Consider the following 15,893-nt stretch of genomic DNA (forward strand, 5'->3'; position numbering starts at 1 on the left):
TGACCGACATCGAGGACGCCTACCTCGGCTGGCGCTCGGGCGACCTGTTCCCGGCGCTCGGCGAGAACGGCGTGGACATTTCCGGCGGCCGGCAGAAGGTGGTGGTCGGCGACGGCTTCCTGATCAACGGCGACTCGCTGAACTTCGGCGACGTCGACCTCGGCGCCGACTACGACCGCGGCGGCGCCTACTACATCGCCGCGCGCAAGGCCTTCGACCAGACCGCGGTGCTGCGCCTGGGCGGCGAGCAGGGTCTGCGCGGCGACCTGATGTGGCTGAAATCCGACAACCGCGCCCAGGCCGAGACCGAGCTGGCCATCGCCACCCTCGAGCACGTCGGCGCACCGGGCACCCTGGGCCTGACGTACATCCGCGGCCTGGACGTCAACGAGCGCTACGCCAGCCCGGCGCAGCTCGAGCGCGACGGCATGGACACCGTCAGCCTGCGCGGCGCGGGCGGGCTGGGCGTGGAGAACCTCAACCTGGCCTTCGAGTACGCCAGCCAGGACAAGGACAGCGGCACCGAGAACGCCTGGTACCTGGAAGGCAGCTGGACCTTCGCCGGCCTGCCGTGGTCGCCGACCGCCACCTACCGCTACAGCCGCTTCTCGGAGACCTTCGATCCGCTGTTCTACGGTTTCAACCGCGGCTACGGCACCTGGTTCCAGGGCGAGGTGGCGGCCAACTACGCCGGCCCGTTCAACAGCAACACCCGGGTCCACCACGTCGGCCTCAAGGCGGCGCCGCTGGAGAAGGTCACCGTCGGCGCGCTGTACTTCGACTTCGACACCCTCGACACCGACCTCGGCAACCTGGGCGGCCGCGAGCTGGACCTGTACGCCGAGTGGATGGTCAACGACCACCTGATGATCAGTCCGGTGGTCGGCTTCTACCAGCCCGAGCGCAGCGCCGCCGAGGGCGGCACCCAGCTCGGCGGCGACGACACCAATGTGTACAGCCAGCTGATGTTCGTCACCTTCTTCTGATCCCGTGTCACCCTCCGGCCGGCCCGACCCGCGGCAACGGGCGGGCCGGCCTTTTTCTTTTCCGGCCCGGCGCGGTTACCCTGCCTCTTTCACTGCGGGAGATTCACATGCTCGACGTACTGATTGCCGGCGCCTCGCGGGGCATCGGCCTGGGTCTGGTGCGCGCCTGGCTGCACGGCGGCGCGCGGGTGTTCGCGGTGGCGCGTGATCCGGCCGCCTCGGCGGGGCTGAACGAGCTGGCCGGCCAGTTCGGCGCGCGGCTGCAGACCATCGCCTGCGACCTCAACGACCCGCAGGCGCCGGCCCTGGTCCTCGCCGCCCTCGGCGATGCGCGGTTGGACCGCGTGCTGCTCAACGCCGGCGTCTACGGCCCGGCGGCGCAGGACGTCGCCACGGCGAGCGAGGCCGAGATCGGCCAGCTGTTCGTCAGCAACGCCGTCGCCCCGCTGCGCCTGGCGCGCGCCCTGCGCCCGCGGCTCAAGCCGGATGCGGTGCTGGCGGCGACCAGCTCGGTGATGGCCAGCCTGCAGCTCAGCCCCGGCGCCGACATGCCGCTGTACGCGGCGAGCAAGGCGGCGCTCAACAGCCTGCTGCTCAGCTGGGCCGCGCAGCTGGGCGATGCGCGCGACTTCGCCCTGCTGGCGCTGCACCCCGGCTGGGTGCAGACCGACATGGGCGGCGCCGGCGCGCCGCTGACGGTGGAAGAGAGCGTGGCCGGGCTGGTGGCGGTGGTCGAGGCGGCCGCCGGCACGCGCGACTGCCGCTTCGTCGACCACCAGGGCGAGACGCTGCCCTGGTAGTTGCTGATGCGCCTGCGGACGTGGCCGGCATACAGGGGCAACACTCCATGCTGCTGGCCACCAACCTGCCGTTCGGCGGGATCAAGCCGTCGAACATCGGTCGCGAGTTCAGCCACGGCGCGGTGGAGGCGTTCATCGAGCTGAAGTCGGCGTCCATCGCCGATTGATGGACGCGTGGCTAGGGGCTGCGCAGACGGGGGAACTATTGGTGCTGGCTGGCGTGTGCGGGTTTCGTGCAAGTACCAGCTGCCGAGGCTTCTAATCGTCGACGTCCCTGTGTTGTTCTTCTTGGCTGCCGCCGCACCCGCAACGGATGCGGCGGCAGAATGCTCAGAACATGGTGGCCATGATCAGTTGGGCGTAGACGTTGGTATCGTCGTTGCCGAGCTGAGTGCCACCGTTGCTGGCGTCCACATCCGGCTTGTAGAAGCCGAGGACCGGCATGACGAACAGATGCTCGCTGACGCCCCATTCGGCGTACAGGTTCAGCTCTTGGCCGCTCAGGTTGAGGCGATTGTCGGTTTCCAGGGTATCGAAATCGTAGAGCAGCGCGCCGACGCTGAGGCCTTCCATCGGCGAAGCCTTGATGCCGACATGGTGGACCTGGGTGTTGTTGTTGAATGGGCCCGCATAGTTGGATGCCACTTCGCCCTGGAACCAAGTGCCCAGTGCGCGGCCGTTGCCATAGAACAGCGGATCGTAGTCCGCCGAGAAGCGGCTGTAGCGATAGTTGACGCTCGGCGACCACGGCAGATCGGCGAAGGTCCAGCCCGCCTCCAGATACCAGGCATTTTCGTCGTCGCCATTACGGTCCTGGTGGGCGTATTCGCCGGCGAGGAACATGTTGTCCACCCCGGCATTGCCCTGGCCGCGCAGACTGTAGGTTCTGATGCCCTTGCGACCGATGAAGTCGAACTCCTCGTCGGTATCCAGAACGTCCAGGTAGGTCAGTCCCACCGTGCCCTTGTCGCTCACCTGCTCAAGGGTAGCTACGGCCATTTCGGCCTTGCCTTGGGCACGGTTGTTGGACTTGAGCCACATCAGGTCGCTGCGCAATCCCGTGTCTCCGCCCAAACGCAGCACGGCGGTCTGGTCGAAGGCCTTGCGGCCGGTCAGGTAGTAGGCACCGCCACGATCCAGCATTCCATCGGCAATTTCGTCGCCAAAGTTGAGTGCGTCGCCAGACACCAGGAAGCCGTCGCCGATGACGATGTTCTGCCGACCGAGGGAGATGTCCACGCCGTTTTCGCCCAGCGCCGAGAAACGCTGGCCGGAGCGCCAGCCGAGATAGGCGTCCTCGATCTTTGTGGTGCGTTCGCTACCGTTACTCCAGCCGGCAGCGTCGCCGTCGCCGAAGGTGCCAGAACTCACCCAGTTGAACTTGCCATAGAGCTGATCGCCGGCTGCGGAAAGCCCCTGGCTGCCGCTCAATCCATACTTGAGGTAAGCCTCCTGCCAAGAGGTAGAGCCTTCCTCCAAGGTGCCGGACTGAGCGTAGCTTTCGGCACTGTGGAATACGCCGAAGACAGCTTCCAGATCGGCACTGAGCTGGCTGTCACCCTGGGCGTAGAGTTCGTGTGCCCAGGTCAAGGGGGCGCTGGCCAGAAGGCTGGACATGGTGGCGACGCGGATGGCCCGCGCCAGGTGGCGAGTACGTGGCTTGCTCATGAAGGCTTCCCCTTTGTGCACTATCGGTCGGGCTACGGCCGAATGCTTTCTTGTGTTCGGTGGAGAAGAACGCGGTGATCGCTGCCCGCGGCTACAGGGAGCCATTGGTTATGCTGGTCATGCCTTGTTCTTCTCGCCACCCTTCAAAACCGTGGCGACAGTCGACCTGAAGTCAGGCCGCCTGAAGTGGGTCAAGGATGGAGGAAACACCAGGGGATTTTTTTTTCGAGCCGGCCATTTTGCTTGAACGAGTGCGCCACCTCGGCAAGGTGGCCGGCCCAAGGGTCAGTGGGTGTTATTACTGCCGAGCTTCTGCTGGCGATAGAGGCGGGGTGAGATGCCGTACTTCTGCTTGAAGGTACGAGAGAAGTGGCTCAGATCGCAGAAGCCGGCCCGCTCGGCGATTAGCGAGATCGGCCGACCATCACGACTTTCCGCCAAGCTGAGGGCGCATCGCTCCAGCCGGCGATCGAGAACGTAGCGGCTGATGTTCATGCCGGCTTGTGCGAACAGGCGGTAGAGAGTGCGCTCGGAAACATGGATCTCGCGTGCGACTGCGGCTGCGGAAATGCTCCCCTGATCGAGGATGCTGTCGATGAAGGTCATCGCCTTGTTCAGCAGGTGCTGGTTCTGCGCTGAGACATCCCGCAAGTCGGTGGTGCAGGCGACCGGCTTGAGCAGCGCCGCCAATGCCTCGAGAAAGGCGTGCTGTTCCTCGCGGTCTGCCTCCTCCAGAGATAAGGTGGAGGCAGCCAATAGTGTAATCATCCGATTGATCTTGAGGTCAGCTGCGATGCGCTGTCCTGTTTTGATGGTCTTGTGGCGGAATACGTCGTCCACCAGGTAACGCGGCAAGATAATCGACAACTGTTGTGAAAGGCCGTGATAGTAGAAATCACTCGGCTGGCCAGCATCCAGCAGAACCATATCGCCCGGCGCAAGATCGGCATCTTCGCTGTTCTGACACATTCTGGCATGACCGCGCTGCTGCATGACCAGATAGAAAAAGTCCTGGTCGTCACTGTGGATATCTTTACGCTTGCGATAGATGTGCTCGCAGTTGGTGGTGATGTAGGAGGTCGAGCGCGAGCCGGGCGCAGTGACCGGAACCACCTTGCCAATGAAGCTATGACGGTCGAAGGCGCTTGATCTCACTGGATGGAAAGTGCCACACGATGTGCTCAGGGCGTTGGCCCAGACGTCGAAGTCGTCGGCCTGGCAGCGATTCTGGGAGGTGGCAGGATCTTGTTTGCGCATTGTGTCGCTCCGCGTGATTGTCGAGGCCGGGAGACTCCACAACCCGGGTCGTTCCTGAGGCCAGGGCGGGGCAGTTCAGAACCTCGAACATAACACTCACTGTAATGGCTGTGCCAGATCAGTGGTGAGTCTGATCGACAGGCTGCTAACGAGAAGGGCGCCTTGAGGCGCCCTTCGCTAACACTTTGATGGTGTAGAAGTCAGCCCTTAGGCATTTCCGGCTGGAACAAGTCGCGCTTCATAACCAGTTTCACCCACAGGGCTGCAATCACGCTGATGATCAGCAGAACTACGCCGGTGAGCATGTAGACGGTTTGAGTCATCTCCGGCGACGGCGAGTTGTTCAGCGCCACGTAAGCCATACCGGCGATGCCGAGCAGCTGCGGCAGCGGGTAGAACGGTGTGCGGAACGGGCGGGGCAGTTGCGGCTGGCGGCGACGCAGGACGATCACGTCGATGTGGGCGATGATGTAGGCCAGCAGCCAGCTGGTCGAGGCGGCAATCAGCAGGGTTATGATCGAGTCGATGCCCATCAGCAGGAAGGGCAAGGCGATGATGGTCACCATGAACACCAGCGCAACCCAGGGGGTGCCATAGCGCGGGTGCAGGCGCTTGAGCTGCGGGAACGACTGGCCGTTGACTGCCATGCCGTGCAACATGCGCGGCACGCCGGCGAGGACGGTGTTGACGGTGCTGCAGGTGGCGGTCACTGCCATCACGGTCGCGACGATGAGCCCGGCCTTGCCGAAGACCGCGTCGACGTAGTCCAGGTAGGGCAGCGGCGAAGTGGTCAGTGTCTCGACCGACAGGTAGCGGCTGGCGCCCCAGATGAAAAGCAGGAAGATCCCCAGTATCAGGCACAGCGACAGCATCATCGCGCGCGGCACGTTGCGCTCGGGGTTGCGCACTTCACGGATCAACGGGCAGATGAACTCGACACCGACCAGCAGCCACATGGCCAGTGCCACCAGGCTGAGGAAGCTGCCGTCGAGGATGCCATCCCAGTTCCACTGCACCGCACCGGCCAGCTCGGCTGGCGCCGGATTGGCGCTGCCGGTGACGGCGGTCAGGCCGACCAGCAGCAGCGCGACGACCATGCCGAAGGTGAAGACGTTCTGCAGACTGGCGAACACGTCTGTGCCGAAGAAGTTGAGTACTGCCAGCACGATGAGGATGCCTAACGGCACCAGCATCTCCGGAACCATTCCCGGGAACAGCTGGCCGATCACCGCATCGACCAGCAGCAACTCGGCGGACAGGCCGAACATCGCCACCACCACATAGCCGGCGTATACCGCGACGATGGCCGGGAAATTACCGAGCGCGGCCTCGGTGTAGCTGCCGAGGGTTCCTTCGGAGCGGGGGAACATCAGCGATAGCTCGGCGAAGGTCATCGCGTTGCACTGGGCCAGGATGAAGGCCACCACGGCGGCGGCCAGGAAGCCGGCGCCACCGAAGCCGACGCCCTGCAGGGCACTGACCATGCTGCCCTGCACCACCACCACGCCGATGCAGATGGCGATCATGGTGGCGAAGCCCAGGCTGCGCTTGAGTGGCTGATTGCTGGATGTTTCTTCTGGAAGGCTATCGTGCGTGGCACTCGTGTTGTTCTTGTTCATGGGTGCATCTCGTCCGAGTGTGAAAAAGCGGCGCTGCGGCGCCTGTCATGTCTCGTCGCCCGTGCTGCTGCGGGAGCCGCAGAGGGTGGGGTGCGAGCAAGGTCTCACAATCATTGACCAGTGCCGGGGCGACTGTCTTTTTCCAGCCTGCCGAGCTTTTTGAATATTCCTGCCTCACATCTGCCTCGCATCCCGTTTGGCAGTCTTGGGCAAATAATCTGGCGGGGCTGACCAAGACGCCGTGGTGGCTAGGGTTGCCTAATAGGCTTACGAGGCAAGGCGGCAATCTGGCAGTGCTGGGCTTGCCCGGCGCTGCGTGCCGGCTATAACAAAAAAATCCTTGGGATTGCGTCATGATCAACATCGAACAGCCCACCTACTACACGGCCACCAAGAAATATGAGCTGAGTTTCCCGTCGCTGGAGGCCGACCTCGAAGCGGACGTCGTGGTGATCGGCGGCGGCTTCTCCGGCATCAACACCGCGCTCGAGCTGGCGGAGAAGGGCATCACCAATATAGTCGTGCTTGAAGCCCGCTACCTTGGTTTTGGTGGCAGCAGCCGCAACGGTGGTCAGGTGATGGCCGGCATCGGCCACGATCTGGAAGCGATCAAGGCGGACGTCGGCGAGGACGGCTTGCGCCGCATCTTCGAGATCAGCGATCAGGGCGCGCAGATCATCAAGGCGCGCATCGAGAAGTACGGTATCGACGCTGATTTCCGTCACGGCTACGGCTACATGGGCTTCAACGCCCGTCAGGAGAAGACCCTGCGTGCCTGGGAAAGCGAGTTCAGGAAGCTCGCTCCGCATCAGGAGATCGAGCTGCTCACTGGCTCTGGCCTCAAGCGCCTCATCGGCTCCGATGCCTACAGCTGTGGCCTGTTGCATATGGGCGGCGGTCATGTGCATTCGCTAAACCTCCTGCTCGGCGAGGCCCAGGCGCTGGCCAGCTATGGGGCGAAGATCTTCGAGCACAGCCCGGTGCTGGAGGTCAGCTATGGCGAGCGCATCGAGGTCCGAACCGCCAAGGGCTCGGTCAGGGCCAGCAAGCTGCTATGGGCCTGCGACAGCTTCCTCAACAGGCTGGAGCCGGAGCTGCACAAGACCACCATCAATACCTATGCCTTCCAGCTCATGACCGAGCCGCTGTCGGACGAGCTGATCGAGCGCATCAGCCCGATCCGCGGCGCCTATAGCGATATCCGTCCGGTCATCGACTACTACCGGGTGACCAACGAGAACCGCCTGTTGTTCGGTTCCGCTACCCCATTCATCGAGCACATCCCCGGCGATCTGAAAGCCTGGAATCGCAAACTGATGCTGAAGATCTTCCCTTACCTCAAGGATGTGAAGATCGATCTGGCTTGGGGTGGCCCGATGGCCTGCAGCGCCAACCTGTTCCCGCAGCTCGGCACGCTGTCTGGGCGGCCCAACGCCTTCTTCGTGCAGGGTTACTCGGGCTTCGGCGTCACCCCCAGCCACATCATCTGCAAGGTACTGGCTGAGGGCATGAGCGAGGGCTCGGCCCGCTACGACCTGATCAGCTCGATCCACCATGCAGTGATCCCGGGTAAGGACCAGTTCCGCGCCCTGATGCTGACCGGCGGCAAATGCTGGCACCAGCTGTCCGGCTACTGGACCGGTCGCCGCTGACCCTTCAAGCAACCCGCGTCACGAGGAACCAAAGATGTATCCGATCAAGCAAGGCACCACCATCGCCGAACTGGACGCCTGGGGCACCGTCGCCGATCTCGGCTCGGTGATTCTCGAGGGGGAGGGCAAGGCCTTCGGCAAGATGACCTACGGCGCGCCGACCGATCCGGTCAGCTCGGGCTACTTCGGGGTGACCAGGAGCAAGTTCCGCATGGTCTACCCGTTCAACGAACAGGCCACCGTGGTCAGTGGCGAAGTGACCCTGACCAATGAGGCCACCGGTCAGGCCGCCACGTACAAAGCCGGTGACAGCTGGTTCGTCGCCAAGGGCACCCCGGTGCTCTGGGATGTCGCCAGCGAGGCCTTCGTCAAGCACTATCTCGCTGTGGTCTGATCTGTCATGGGCCGCTCAAGCGGCGGCCCGTCTCCCTTCACTAGAGGAGCACGACAATGGACTCGAGCACCTTCGGCCAGCACTGCCTGAGCGCCTTCGTCCAGGCCGTGCCCGCAAGCTGTGCCGCCTTCTACCGTATCGACTCCACGCTTGAGGCGCGGGACTTCCTGCTGTGGTCCATGCCCGGGCCCATGCACAAGGCCTACCTCGAACACTACCGTCACCTCGACCCCCTGCGCCCAGGCCACTGTGACGTACATGGCGCCAAAGTCATCCCGCTGCGCGAGGGGATGGCCCGGCAGGGCGAGGCGGACAACCGGCTCTATCAGGGCTTCCTGCGTCGCCACGCGGTGATTGACGTGGTGGAAGTGATTGCCCGCGTCGGAGGCCGCCCCGCAGCCGGTATCTCTCTGCTGCGCGATGCAACCCGGGGGCGTTTCGAGGCCGTCGAACTGGATCGGCTGGAGCCGTTGCATGCGCTGATGCAGATGGCCGCCGCCACTCTCCCAGCCACTCCATCGTCTCCTTCGTTCCAGCTCTCCGCCCGCGAACGGCAGATCGCCATGCTGTTGCGCGATGGCGCGAGCAACAAGTTGCTGTCGGAGCGGTTAGGCATAGGTCTGCCGACGGTCAAGACCCACCTGATCAACCTGTTCCGCAAGGTCGGTGCCCGCAACCGGACCGAACTGGTCTCCCTGCTGTTTTTGTAGTCGCTGATCAACCATCCGGTTGATGTTGCGTGTGCTGAAGGTTGCATACGATGGACACGTCCCCAACCTGCACTAGACCTAGAGGAACGTGCCATGAACAACAACAATTCCGAATGGATCCCCGTAGGTGCCCTTGCCGACGGCTTCGCTCCCGAGTCCTTCATTCTGCCCAAGCTGGCCGACCTGTCCGGTCGGAACATGACTCTCTTCTTTGCCAACGGCTGGGAGATCGAGCATCGCTTCGAGTCCGACCGACTGCATTGGCACGCCACCGACGGCCATTCGAGCGGTAGTGCAGAATACCGCGCCACTGCCCTGCGTCCGGGCATCTATCTGGTCGACTTCCTCAAGCGCGAGCAAGGTCAGGATTGGTCGATCAGCGTGGTGCTGGACACCATTAGCCAGTCGTTCACCGCAGTGATCGGCCATCTGCCTGACGAAGCGGAGACTCGCGAAGGCCTTTACTATCGTGGTTTGGCTGGCAAGGAGCTGACCGGTGTGAAGGTCGAGTTCATCCACGGCAGCATCGACAAGCCCTGGCAGGAGGGTGCCTGCCCGCACGCTCCGACCAATGAATTGGTTGGCCTGCGCAATCTGTACCGTTACAGCCCCACTGAGGTCTATGAGCACATCTACCTCAACGAAAACTTCTACACCTGGGTGTGCTACAAGGGCGTCGAACAGGGGCTGTGCGACACCGACCGTTGCCACTACTACAAGATCGCTGATGAGCTGTACCTGTTCGTCTGGCGTGAAAAGATCGTGCCCACCCTCGGTCTGGTTCTGATCGACCTCAAAGCCCACCGCAGCGACGGCAAGATCTATGGCTATTCCGGTGGCAGCTTCGACGAACTGGTTAACTTCCCGGTAGCCTCGCACTGCACCATCCTCAATCGCACCGAAGTGCCCGTATGAGCAAGCGCCGATCCGTTGTCATCACCGGTGCTGGCACCGGTATCGGCGCCGCTTGTGCCAAGCGCCTGGCCGCCGAAAACGCTGATGTGATCCTGATCGGTCGCCGCCGTGAGCCTTTGGAGCAGATAGCCTCAGAGACCGGCGGTTTGGTACTGGTGGGCGATGCCGCCGACAGCGCTGCGTGGGACGGTTTCGTAGAGCAGATCCGCGAGCGTTTTGGCGGTATCGATGCGCTGCTGGCTTGCGCCGGAGGGCTCGGAGTCGGCAGCGCCACTCAGACTAGCGAACAGGCTTGGCAGACGGCCTTGCGCAGTAACCTGGATAGTGCATTCCAGAGTGCCCGCTCTTGCCTGCCGCTGCTGATCGAGCGGCAAGGCAGTATCGTCCTGCTCGGCTCCATTGCTTCATTGGCCGCCGGGCCGGAGGTCTGCGGCTACACCACCGCCAAGCACGCACTGCTTGGTCTAAATCGCTCGCTGGCGCGCGATTATGGCCCGCTCGGTGTGCGAGTGAACTGCGTGTGTCCCGGCTGGGTGCGTACTCCAATGGCCGACGAGGAGATGCGTCCGCTGATGGAGCACTACGGAGAGAGCCTTGATGCGGCCTATGCGCGGGTCACTGCAGAGGTGCCGCTGCGTCGCCCGGCCACGCCCGAGGAGATCGCTGCCGTCTGCCGCTTCCTGATCAGCGACGAGGCGGCGATTGTCACCGGGGCGACGTTGGTCGCCGATGGCGGTTCCAGCATCGTCGATGTGCCGACCTTGGCCTTCGATCGGCTGGGGGGTGTTGCATGAGCGCGCGCTACGACTACCAAGGACGGCACGTACTGGTCACCGGCGGTGCGCAGGGCATAGGCCGGGCCATCGTCGAGGGTTTTGCTAAGAGCGGAGCGCGGGTGCTGATCGCCGATCTCAATGTCGAGCTGGCGCAGGTGCTGGCTGCCGAGCTGCTGGGTAAGGGGTTTGAGGCGCAGGCGCTTGAGGTGGATCTGGCCGATCGAGCGGCGATCTTCGCTATGCTGGAGCGGCTGGAGCAGCTCGACGTTCTGGTGCACAACGCCGGCTACTTCCCGCTGGTTCCGCTGGCGGAGATCGATGGGGAGGTGCTGGAGCGAACCCTGGCAGTCAACCTGTCGGCGTTGTTCTGGCTGACCCAGGGTGCCCTGCCGCTGTTCGCTCGCCGCGGCGGCGGTAGCATACTGGTGACCTCCTCGGTTACCGGTCCGCGTGTCGCCTATCCGGGGCTGACCCATTACGCGGCCGCCAAGGCTGGGGTGAATGGCTTCATCCGCAACGCCGCACTTGAGTTGGCTCGCCACGGCGTGCGGGTCAACGGTGTCGAGCCTGGGATGATCCGAACGCCGGCGATGGACAATCTGGGCGACGCGGCGCACAGCGAGCGTATCGCTGCCGCAGTCCCGCTGGGGCGCCTCGGGCTTCCGGAGGAGATCGCCAGCGCCATGTTGTTCCTCGCATCCGACGCGGCGAGCTACGTCACCGGTCAGACCCTCGTTGTCGATGGGGGCGCAACCTTGCCGGAAACCTTGGTTGCACTCTGAGCACCAATCTCGCCGGTAGTGCGCAGCGGCACCTATGCGGCGCGATGGCTTGGTAGTCAGGCGCCAGGTCACTGCGCGCCGACCTGGGACTGATGCTTCCATGTCGGCGACAGCCGGCTTCCCCTCCCCTTGGCTGGTTGCTTACGGTTTCACCCTCAGGCCTGTCCGATCCGCGGCAACGGGCGGGCGGGCCTTTTTCATTCCAGGGGCGCAATCCACCAATGTGCGGCTGGGTGTGCGCCATCAACCAACTGAAACGACACACACGGCTGCGTGCATTCCGATATGCGGCGGGCTAGCTAGCGTGCTGCTGATGGTCTCCGAGGGCATCGCGGATTGGTCGCGGTGGTGGAAGCAGCTGCCGACAGATCCGGTAGCCGCTTCGCCGACTACCAGGGCGAAACGCTGCCCTGGTAATCGGATGGGAGAGGCTTACTGGCTGGCGCCGGTCGGCACCTGGCGCAGCGCCTGCCAGCGGCGGTCCAGCTCGGCCTTGAGCTTGGGCGAGGGGCTTTCCGCGAAGTACAGCTGGCGACGGCTGCCGGGGTCCGGCAGCAGCTGCGGCTGGTGCTCGGCGAGCGCCTTGAACTCCGGGGTGTCGGGCTTGAGGCTGCTGTAGAACCAGGTGGCCTGCGAGTTGCGCACCGCGTTGTCCGGGCGCAGCAGGTAGTCGATGAAGCGGTAGGCGAGGTCGGGGCGCGCGGCGTTGCTGGGGATCGCCAGGCTCTCGATGGTCAGCGGCGCGCCCTCGGCCGGAATCACGAACTGCAGCGGCTGTGCGCTCTGCGCCGCCGCGGCCAGGGCCAGGCCGCTCCAGGCGCTGGTCAGGCACAGCTCGCCGGCCTGCAGCGCCTTGGTGTGGCGGGTGTTGTCGAGCATCCGCGCCTGGCGGCGCAGCTCCAGCAGCTGTTCGCCGGCGCGGCCGACCCGGCGCGGGCCGCTGCGCGCCAGGCTGCGTCCCTGGTAGGTGAACAGCACCGAGAAGGTCTCCTCCGGCGCGTCCTGCAGGCCGATGCCGCAGCCGGCCAGGCGCGCGCTCTGCTGCGCATCGAACAGCAGTCCCCAGCTCGGCGCGGCGGGCCCGCCCAGCGCCGCCTCGGCCTGCGCGCGGTTGAGCGCCAGGCCGAGCACGCCCCACTGGTAGGGCACGACGTAGCGGTTGGCGGCCTGGATGGCGGACAGCATGGCCTGCAGGTCGGGGTCGACGCCGGCGAGCTGCGGCAGCTGCTGCGGGTCCAGCGGCGCCAGGCGCTGCTCGCGGATCAGCGCGGCGAGCTGGAAGTGCGACGGCACCACCACGTCGTAGCGCTCGCCGCGGCGCAGGGCGGCGTCCAGCTCGTCGGCGCTGGCGTGCTCGTGATAGTCGACGCGCACGCCGGTCTCGCGCTGGAAATCGGCGAGCACCGCGGGGGCTATGTAGTCGGGCCAGTTGGAGACGCGCAGCACCTCCTCCGCCTGGGCGGCGCAGGTGGTCAGGGCGAGCGACAGCAGCAGCGGCAGAGCCTTCATGGATCCCTCCGGGGGCAGATGATGGGCGGCCATTAGTGGCGCAAGCCTGGCCGCGGGTCTTGCTCGCGGATGCCGGATGCTTGCCTGTGCGTGCCGGTTTGCGCGGCCGGCGTTGCAGGCCGGCATGCACGGTCAACAAGCTGGCAGGCATGGGCAAGGCAGCCTGCGGCCTGCCGACTATCATCGATGCATGCTTTTGGGCCGTGGCGCGCCTCGCGTCGCCACCGCCCTGCGGCGTCCTGCCAGGACTCCGGAGCGCCATCGGCGCCCGGGCGGAGCAGGACGCGGATTCCCCGATCAGCCCGGAGTTACAGCCATGTCCAGCGCCGCCCTCGAACCGCTCGCCCAGGTGACCGCCTTCCTCAACCGCCGGCACACTTCCTTCATCGACGGTGCGCCCGTCGCCGAGCATGCCGGCGAGGTCGTCGAGGTGTTCAACCCGGCCACCGGCGCGCCGCTCAGCCAGCTGCTGATGGGCGGCGAGGCGCAGGTCGAGCAGGCCGTGGCCAGCGCCCACCGCGCCTTCCGTTCCGGGGTGTGGAGCGGCCTGCGCCCGGCCGACCGCGAGCGCATCCTGCTGCGCTTCGCCGAGGTGGTCGAGGCCCACGCCGAGGAGCTGGCGCAGCTGGAAACCCTCAACCAGGGCAAGTCGATCCACATCGCCCGCGCCATCGAGGTCGGCGCCTCGGTCGAGTACATGCGCTACATGGCCGGCTGGGCGACCAAGCTGGAAGGCCAGACCCTCGACGTGTCGATCGCGGTGCCGCCGGGCACCCGCTACAACGCCAGCACCCGCCGCGAGCCGGTGGGCGTGGTGGCCGGCATCGTGCCGTGGAACTTCCCGCTGATGATCGCCATCTGGAAGATCGTCCCGGCGCTGGCGGCTGGCTGCACCATCGTCATCAAGCCGGCCGACGAGACGCCGCTGACCGCCCTGCGCCTGGCCGAGCTGGCCATCGAGGCGGGCATCCCGGCCGGCGTGCTCAACGTGCTGGTCGGCCGCGGCGCCAGCGCCGGCGCCGCACTGGTCGCCCACCCCAAGGTGAGCAAGGTGTCGTTCACCGGCTCCACCGCGGTGGGCAAGCAGATCGGCGCCAGCGCGCTGCAGAACATGACGCGCTTCTCCCTCGAACTGGGCGGCAAGAACCCGATGCTGCTGCTGCCCGACGCCGACCTCGACAAGGCGGTGGGCGGCGCGCTGCTGGGCGGCCTGCTCAACCAGGGCCAGGTGTGCGCGGCGGCCTCGCGCATCTACGTGCACCGCTCGCGCCACGACGCCTACGTCGAGGCCCTCGGCGCGGCGGTGAAGGGCATGAGCATCGGCGCCGGCATGGACCCGAACGCGCAGATCAACCCGCTGGTGTCGCGCAAGCAGCAGGCCAGCGTGCTCGGCCACCTGGACAAAGCCCGCGCCCAGGGCGCGCGGGTGGTCACCGGCGGCGCGGCGCCCGCGCTGCCCGGCTTCTTCGTCGAGCCGACCGTGCTGGCCGGGGTCGACCACGGCATGGCCGCGGCGCGCGAGGAGATCTTCGGCCCGGTGCTCTCGGTGCTCGCCTACGACAGCGTCGAAGAGGCCCTGCAGCTGGTCAACGACAGCCAGTACGGCCTGGCCGCCAGCCTGTGGACCAACGATCTGACCCAGGCCATGGACCTGATCCCGCGCATCGAGGCGGGCACCGTGTGGGTCAACTCCCACGTGGTGCTCGATCCCAACATGCCGTTCGGCGGCTACAAGCAGTCGGGCATCGGCCGCGAGTTCGGCCGCGGCGCGGTGGAGGCGTTCACCGAGACCAAGTCGGTGTGCATCGCCTACTGAAATTCCGGGCGGAGCGGCCGCTCCGCTGCGTTCTTGGAGTGGTAGGCGCGGCACGGCGCCGGCTGTGCGGTTTCGAGCTTGGCAGCGAGCAGCCGGCGTGACGCCGCGCGACCATGGACGGTCGGTCGTTTGAGGTTCTCGACTTGAGCGAGAGTTGCCCGCCACACCCCGGCAGCGGTGTGGCGGGCTTTTTTATGTCCGCGCGCCTGCCCAGGCGGGCGCGCCCGGAAAAGGAGTACCCATGCGCAGAATCCCGACCCTGTTCGCCGCCCTGGGCCTGGCCCTGGCCAGCCTGGGCAGTCAGGCGGCCGACGACGCCTTCCGCGAAGCGCTGGCCCGCGAGCTGGACAACCGCGCCCTGGCGACCCGGGTGGTCGGCGCGCTGGCCGGGCACCACCGCGGCACGCCGCAGGGCCGCTTCTGGGCGGCCTACGTCGGCCTCGAGCAGTACAACGCGCCGCGCTATGCGCCGGTCGCCGCGCGCCACGGCCTGAGCGGCGGCGGCTGGTGGATCACGCTCAAGGCGCATGGCTCGATCCTGTTCGCCCGGCTGTTTCCCGAGCGCTTCCTGGCCATGCTGGCCGAGGGCACCGGCAAGTACCTGGCCGGGCTGCGCGCGGTCGCGCCGCCGGCGGATGCCGGGGACGCCGCCTTCCTGCGCTACATGATCGAGCAGGAGCGCGTGCAGGCCGACGCGCTGGCCCACGCCGCCGCGCAGCGCTTCGAGGTCGCGGCCGAAGCGCTGGAGGGGTTCGTGGGGCGGGAGTGAGCGCTGCCGCCTGACGCTGCGCATGGCGCTCCCTGCTCGGGGCAGGGGCGCCAAGGCACTGCGCGGGGTAGGGTGCGCCGCGCGCACCTGCGGTCACTCGCCCACGGCGATGCGCACGTGCTGCTTGCGCCCGGCCGACAGGCGCCACTCGTTGCCGTCGCCGGCCAGCGGCTGGTCGGCGTCGCTCACCGCCACGCCGTCCAGGCGCAGGCCGCCGCCGGCGGCCAGGCGCCGGGCAGC

The 15,893-nt window shown here is 65.9% G+C and carries 14 protein-coding genes; 10 read left to right on the plus strand and 4 right to left on the minus strand.

Features of this window, described 5'->3' with window-relative positions; all coding sequences use genetic code 11:
- Both E5198_RS17080 and E5198_RS17085 read left to right on the plus strand, forming a co-directional pair.
- Nucleotides 1-986: hypothetical protein (locus E5198_RS17080; RefSeq protein ID WP_136491163.1), on the plus strand; the 986-nt coding region annotated here is incomplete at its 5' end.
- Between the two features lie 107 nt (nt 987-1,093).
- On the plus strand, nt 1,094-1,786 hold the full coding sequence (locus E5198_RS17085; protein ID WP_136491164.1) for an SDR family oxidoreductase: 693 nt from the start codon (nt 1,094-1,096) through the stop codon (nt 1,784-1,786).
- A gap of 330 nt (nt 1,787-2,116) precedes the next feature.
- On the opposite strand, the gene E5198_RS17090 is transcribed toward E5198_RS17085, so the two are convergent.
- The 3 genes from E5198_RS17090 to E5198_RS17100 form a co-directional block, all read right to left on the minus strand.
- Nucleotides 2,117-3,454, minus strand: a complete 1,338-nt coding sequence (locus E5198_RS17090) for a hypothetical protein (RefSeq protein ID WP_136491165.1) — start codon at nt 3,452-3,454, stop codon at nt 2,117-2,119.
- Between the two features lie 285 nt (nt 3,455-3,739).
- On the minus strand, nt 3,740-4,711 hold the full coding sequence (gene feaR / locus E5198_RS17095; protein ID WP_136491166.1) for a transcriptional regulator FeaR: 972 nt from the start codon (nt 4,709-4,711) through the stop codon (nt 3,740-3,742).
- 200 nt (nt 4,712-4,911) lie between these two features.
- Nucleotides 4,912-6,330 carry an APC family permease gene (locus E5198_RS17100; RefSeq protein ID WP_136491167.1) on the minus strand — a complete coding sequence of 473 codons (1,419 nt, stop codon included), beginning with the start codon at nt 6,328-6,330 and terminating at the stop codon, nt 4,912-4,914.
- Nucleotides 6,331-6,683: 353 nt separating this feature from the next.
- On the opposite strand from E5198_RS17100, the gene E5198_RS17105 reads away from it, so the two are divergent.
- From E5198_RS17105 to E5198_RS17130, 6 genes are all read left to right on the plus strand, one after another.
- Nucleotides 6,684-7,982, plus strand: a complete 1,299-nt coding sequence (locus E5198_RS17105; RefSeq protein WP_136491168.1) for an FAD-binding oxidoreductase — start codon at nt 6,684-6,686, stop codon at nt 7,980-7,982.
- Between the two features lie 34 nt (nt 7,983-8,016).
- Nucleotides 8,017-8,376: a cupin domain-containing protein gene (locus E5198_RS17110; protein ID WP_136491169.1), complete on the plus strand. Its 360-nt coding sequence runs from the start codon at nt 8,017-8,019 to the stop codon at nt 8,374-8,376.
- A gap of 56 nt (nt 8,377-8,432) precedes the next feature.
- Nucleotides 8,433-9,086 carry a helix-turn-helix transcriptional regulator gene (locus E5198_RS17115; RefSeq protein WP_136491170.1) on the plus strand — a complete coding sequence of 218 codons (654 nt, stop codon included), beginning with the start codon at nt 8,433-8,435 and terminating at the stop codon, nt 9,084-9,086.
- Nucleotides 9,087-9,179: 93 nt separating this feature from the next.
- Nucleotides 9,180-10,001: a molybdenum cofactor biosynthesis F family protein gene (locus tag E5198_RS17120; protein WP_136491171.1), complete on the plus strand. Its 822-nt coding sequence runs from the start codon at nt 9,180-9,182 to the stop codon at nt 9,999-10,001.
- The gene (locus tag E5198_RS17125; RefSeq protein WP_136491172.1) at nt 9,998-10,795 is read left to right on the plus strand and encodes an SDR family NAD(P)-dependent oxidoreductase; all 798 of its coding nucleotides are present in this window, start codon (nt 9,998-10,000) and stop codon (nt 10,793-10,795) included. The genes E5198_RS17120 and E5198_RS17125 overlap by 4 nt, the downstream gene beginning before the upstream one ends.
- Nucleotides 10,792-11,559, plus strand: a complete 768-nt coding sequence (locus E5198_RS17130) for an SDR family oxidoreductase (RefSeq protein WP_136491173.1) — start codon at nt 10,792-10,794, stop codon at nt 11,557-11,559. Before E5198_RS17125 ends, E5198_RS17130 begins: the two co-directional genes overlap by 4 nt.
- A 432-nt stretch (nt 11,560-11,991) precedes the next feature.
- Here E5198_RS17130 and E5198_RS17135 read toward each other — a convergent pair whose 3' ends face one another.
- The gene (locus E5198_RS17135) at nt 11,992-13,068 is read right to left on the minus strand and encodes an extracellular solute-binding protein (RefSeq protein ID WP_136491174.1); all 1,077 of its coding nucleotides are present in this window, start codon (nt 13,066-13,068) and stop codon (nt 11,992-11,994) included.
- Between the two features lie 316 nt (nt 13,069-13,384).
- On the opposite strand from E5198_RS17135, the gene E5198_RS17140 reads away from it, so the two are divergent.
- Together E5198_RS17140 and E5198_RS17145 are read left to right on the plus strand one after the other, a co-directional pair.
- Complete coding sequence (locus E5198_RS17140; RefSeq protein ID WP_136491175.1) at nt 13,385-14,884, plus strand: aldehyde dehydrogenase family protein; 1,500 nt, start codon at nt 13,385-13,387, stop codon at nt 14,882-14,884.
- Nucleotides 14,885-15,125: 241 nt separating this feature from the next.
- Nucleotides 15,126-15,653: a hypothetical protein gene (locus E5198_RS17145; protein WP_136491176.1), complete on the plus strand. Its 528-nt coding sequence runs from the start codon at nt 15,126-15,128 to the stop codon at nt 15,651-15,653.
- The last annotated feature ends 240 nt before the right edge of the window (nt 15,654-15,893 follow it).

Origin of the sequence: Pseudomonas sp. A-1 (assembly GCF_004801855.1) — a bacterium.
In the GTDB taxonomy this organism is placed as follows: Bacteria; Pseudomonadota; Gammaproteobacteria; order Pseudomonadales; family Pseudomonadaceae; genus Geopseudomonas.

What these genes read in the sequence shown, in the direction of transcription:
- E5198_RS17085 (WP_136491164.1), top strand. Translation starts at nt 1,094, where the DNA reads ATGCTCGACGTACTGATTGCCGGCGCCTCGCGGGGCATCGGCCTGGGT.
- E5198_RS17090 (WP_136491165.1), bottom strand. Translation starts at nt 3,454, where the DNA reads ATGAGCAAGCCACGTACTCGCCACCTGGCGCGGGCCATCCGCGTCGCC.
- feaR (WP_136491166.1), bottom strand. Translation starts at nt 4,711, where the DNA reads ATGCGCAAACAAGATCCTGCCACCTCCCAGAATCGCTGCCAGGCCGAC.
- E5198_RS17100 (WP_136491167.1), bottom strand. Translation starts at nt 6,330, where the DNA reads ATGAACAAGAACAACACGAGTGCCACGCACGATAGCCTTCCAGAAGAA.
- E5198_RS17105 (WP_136491168.1), top strand. Translation starts at nt 6,684, where the DNA reads ATGATCAACATCGAACAGCCCACCTACTACACGGCCACCAAGAAATAT.
- E5198_RS17110 (WP_136491169.1), top strand. Translation starts at nt 8,017, where the DNA reads ATGTATCCGATCAAGCAAGGCACCACCATCGCCGAACTGGACGCCTGG.
- E5198_RS17115 (WP_136491170.1), top strand. Translation starts at nt 8,433, where the DNA reads ATGGACTCGAGCACCTTCGGCCAGCACTGCCTGAGCGCCTTCGTCCAG.
- E5198_RS17120 (WP_136491171.1), top strand. Translation starts at nt 9,180, where the DNA reads ATGAACAACAACAATTCCGAATGGATCCCCGTAGGTGCCCTTGCCGAC.
- E5198_RS17125 (WP_136491172.1), top strand. Translation starts at nt 9,998, where the DNA reads ATGAGCAAGCGCCGATCCGTTGTCATCACCGGTGCTGGCACCGGTATC.
- E5198_RS17130 (WP_136491173.1), top strand. Translation starts at nt 10,792, where the DNA reads ATGAGCGCGCGCTACGACTACCAAGGACGGCACGTACTGGTCACCGGC.
- E5198_RS17135 (WP_136491174.1), bottom strand. Translation starts at nt 13,068, where the DNA reads ATGAAGGCTCTGCCGCTGCTGCTGTCGCTCGCCCTGACCACCTGCGCC.
- E5198_RS17140 (WP_136491175.1), top strand. Translation starts at nt 13,385, where the DNA reads ATGTCCAGCGCCGCCCTCGAACCGCTCGCCCAGGTGACCGCCTTCCTC.
- E5198_RS17145 (WP_136491176.1), top strand. Translation starts at nt 15,126, where the DNA reads ATGCGCAGAATCCCGACCCTGTTCGCCGCCCTGGGCCTGGCCCTGGCC.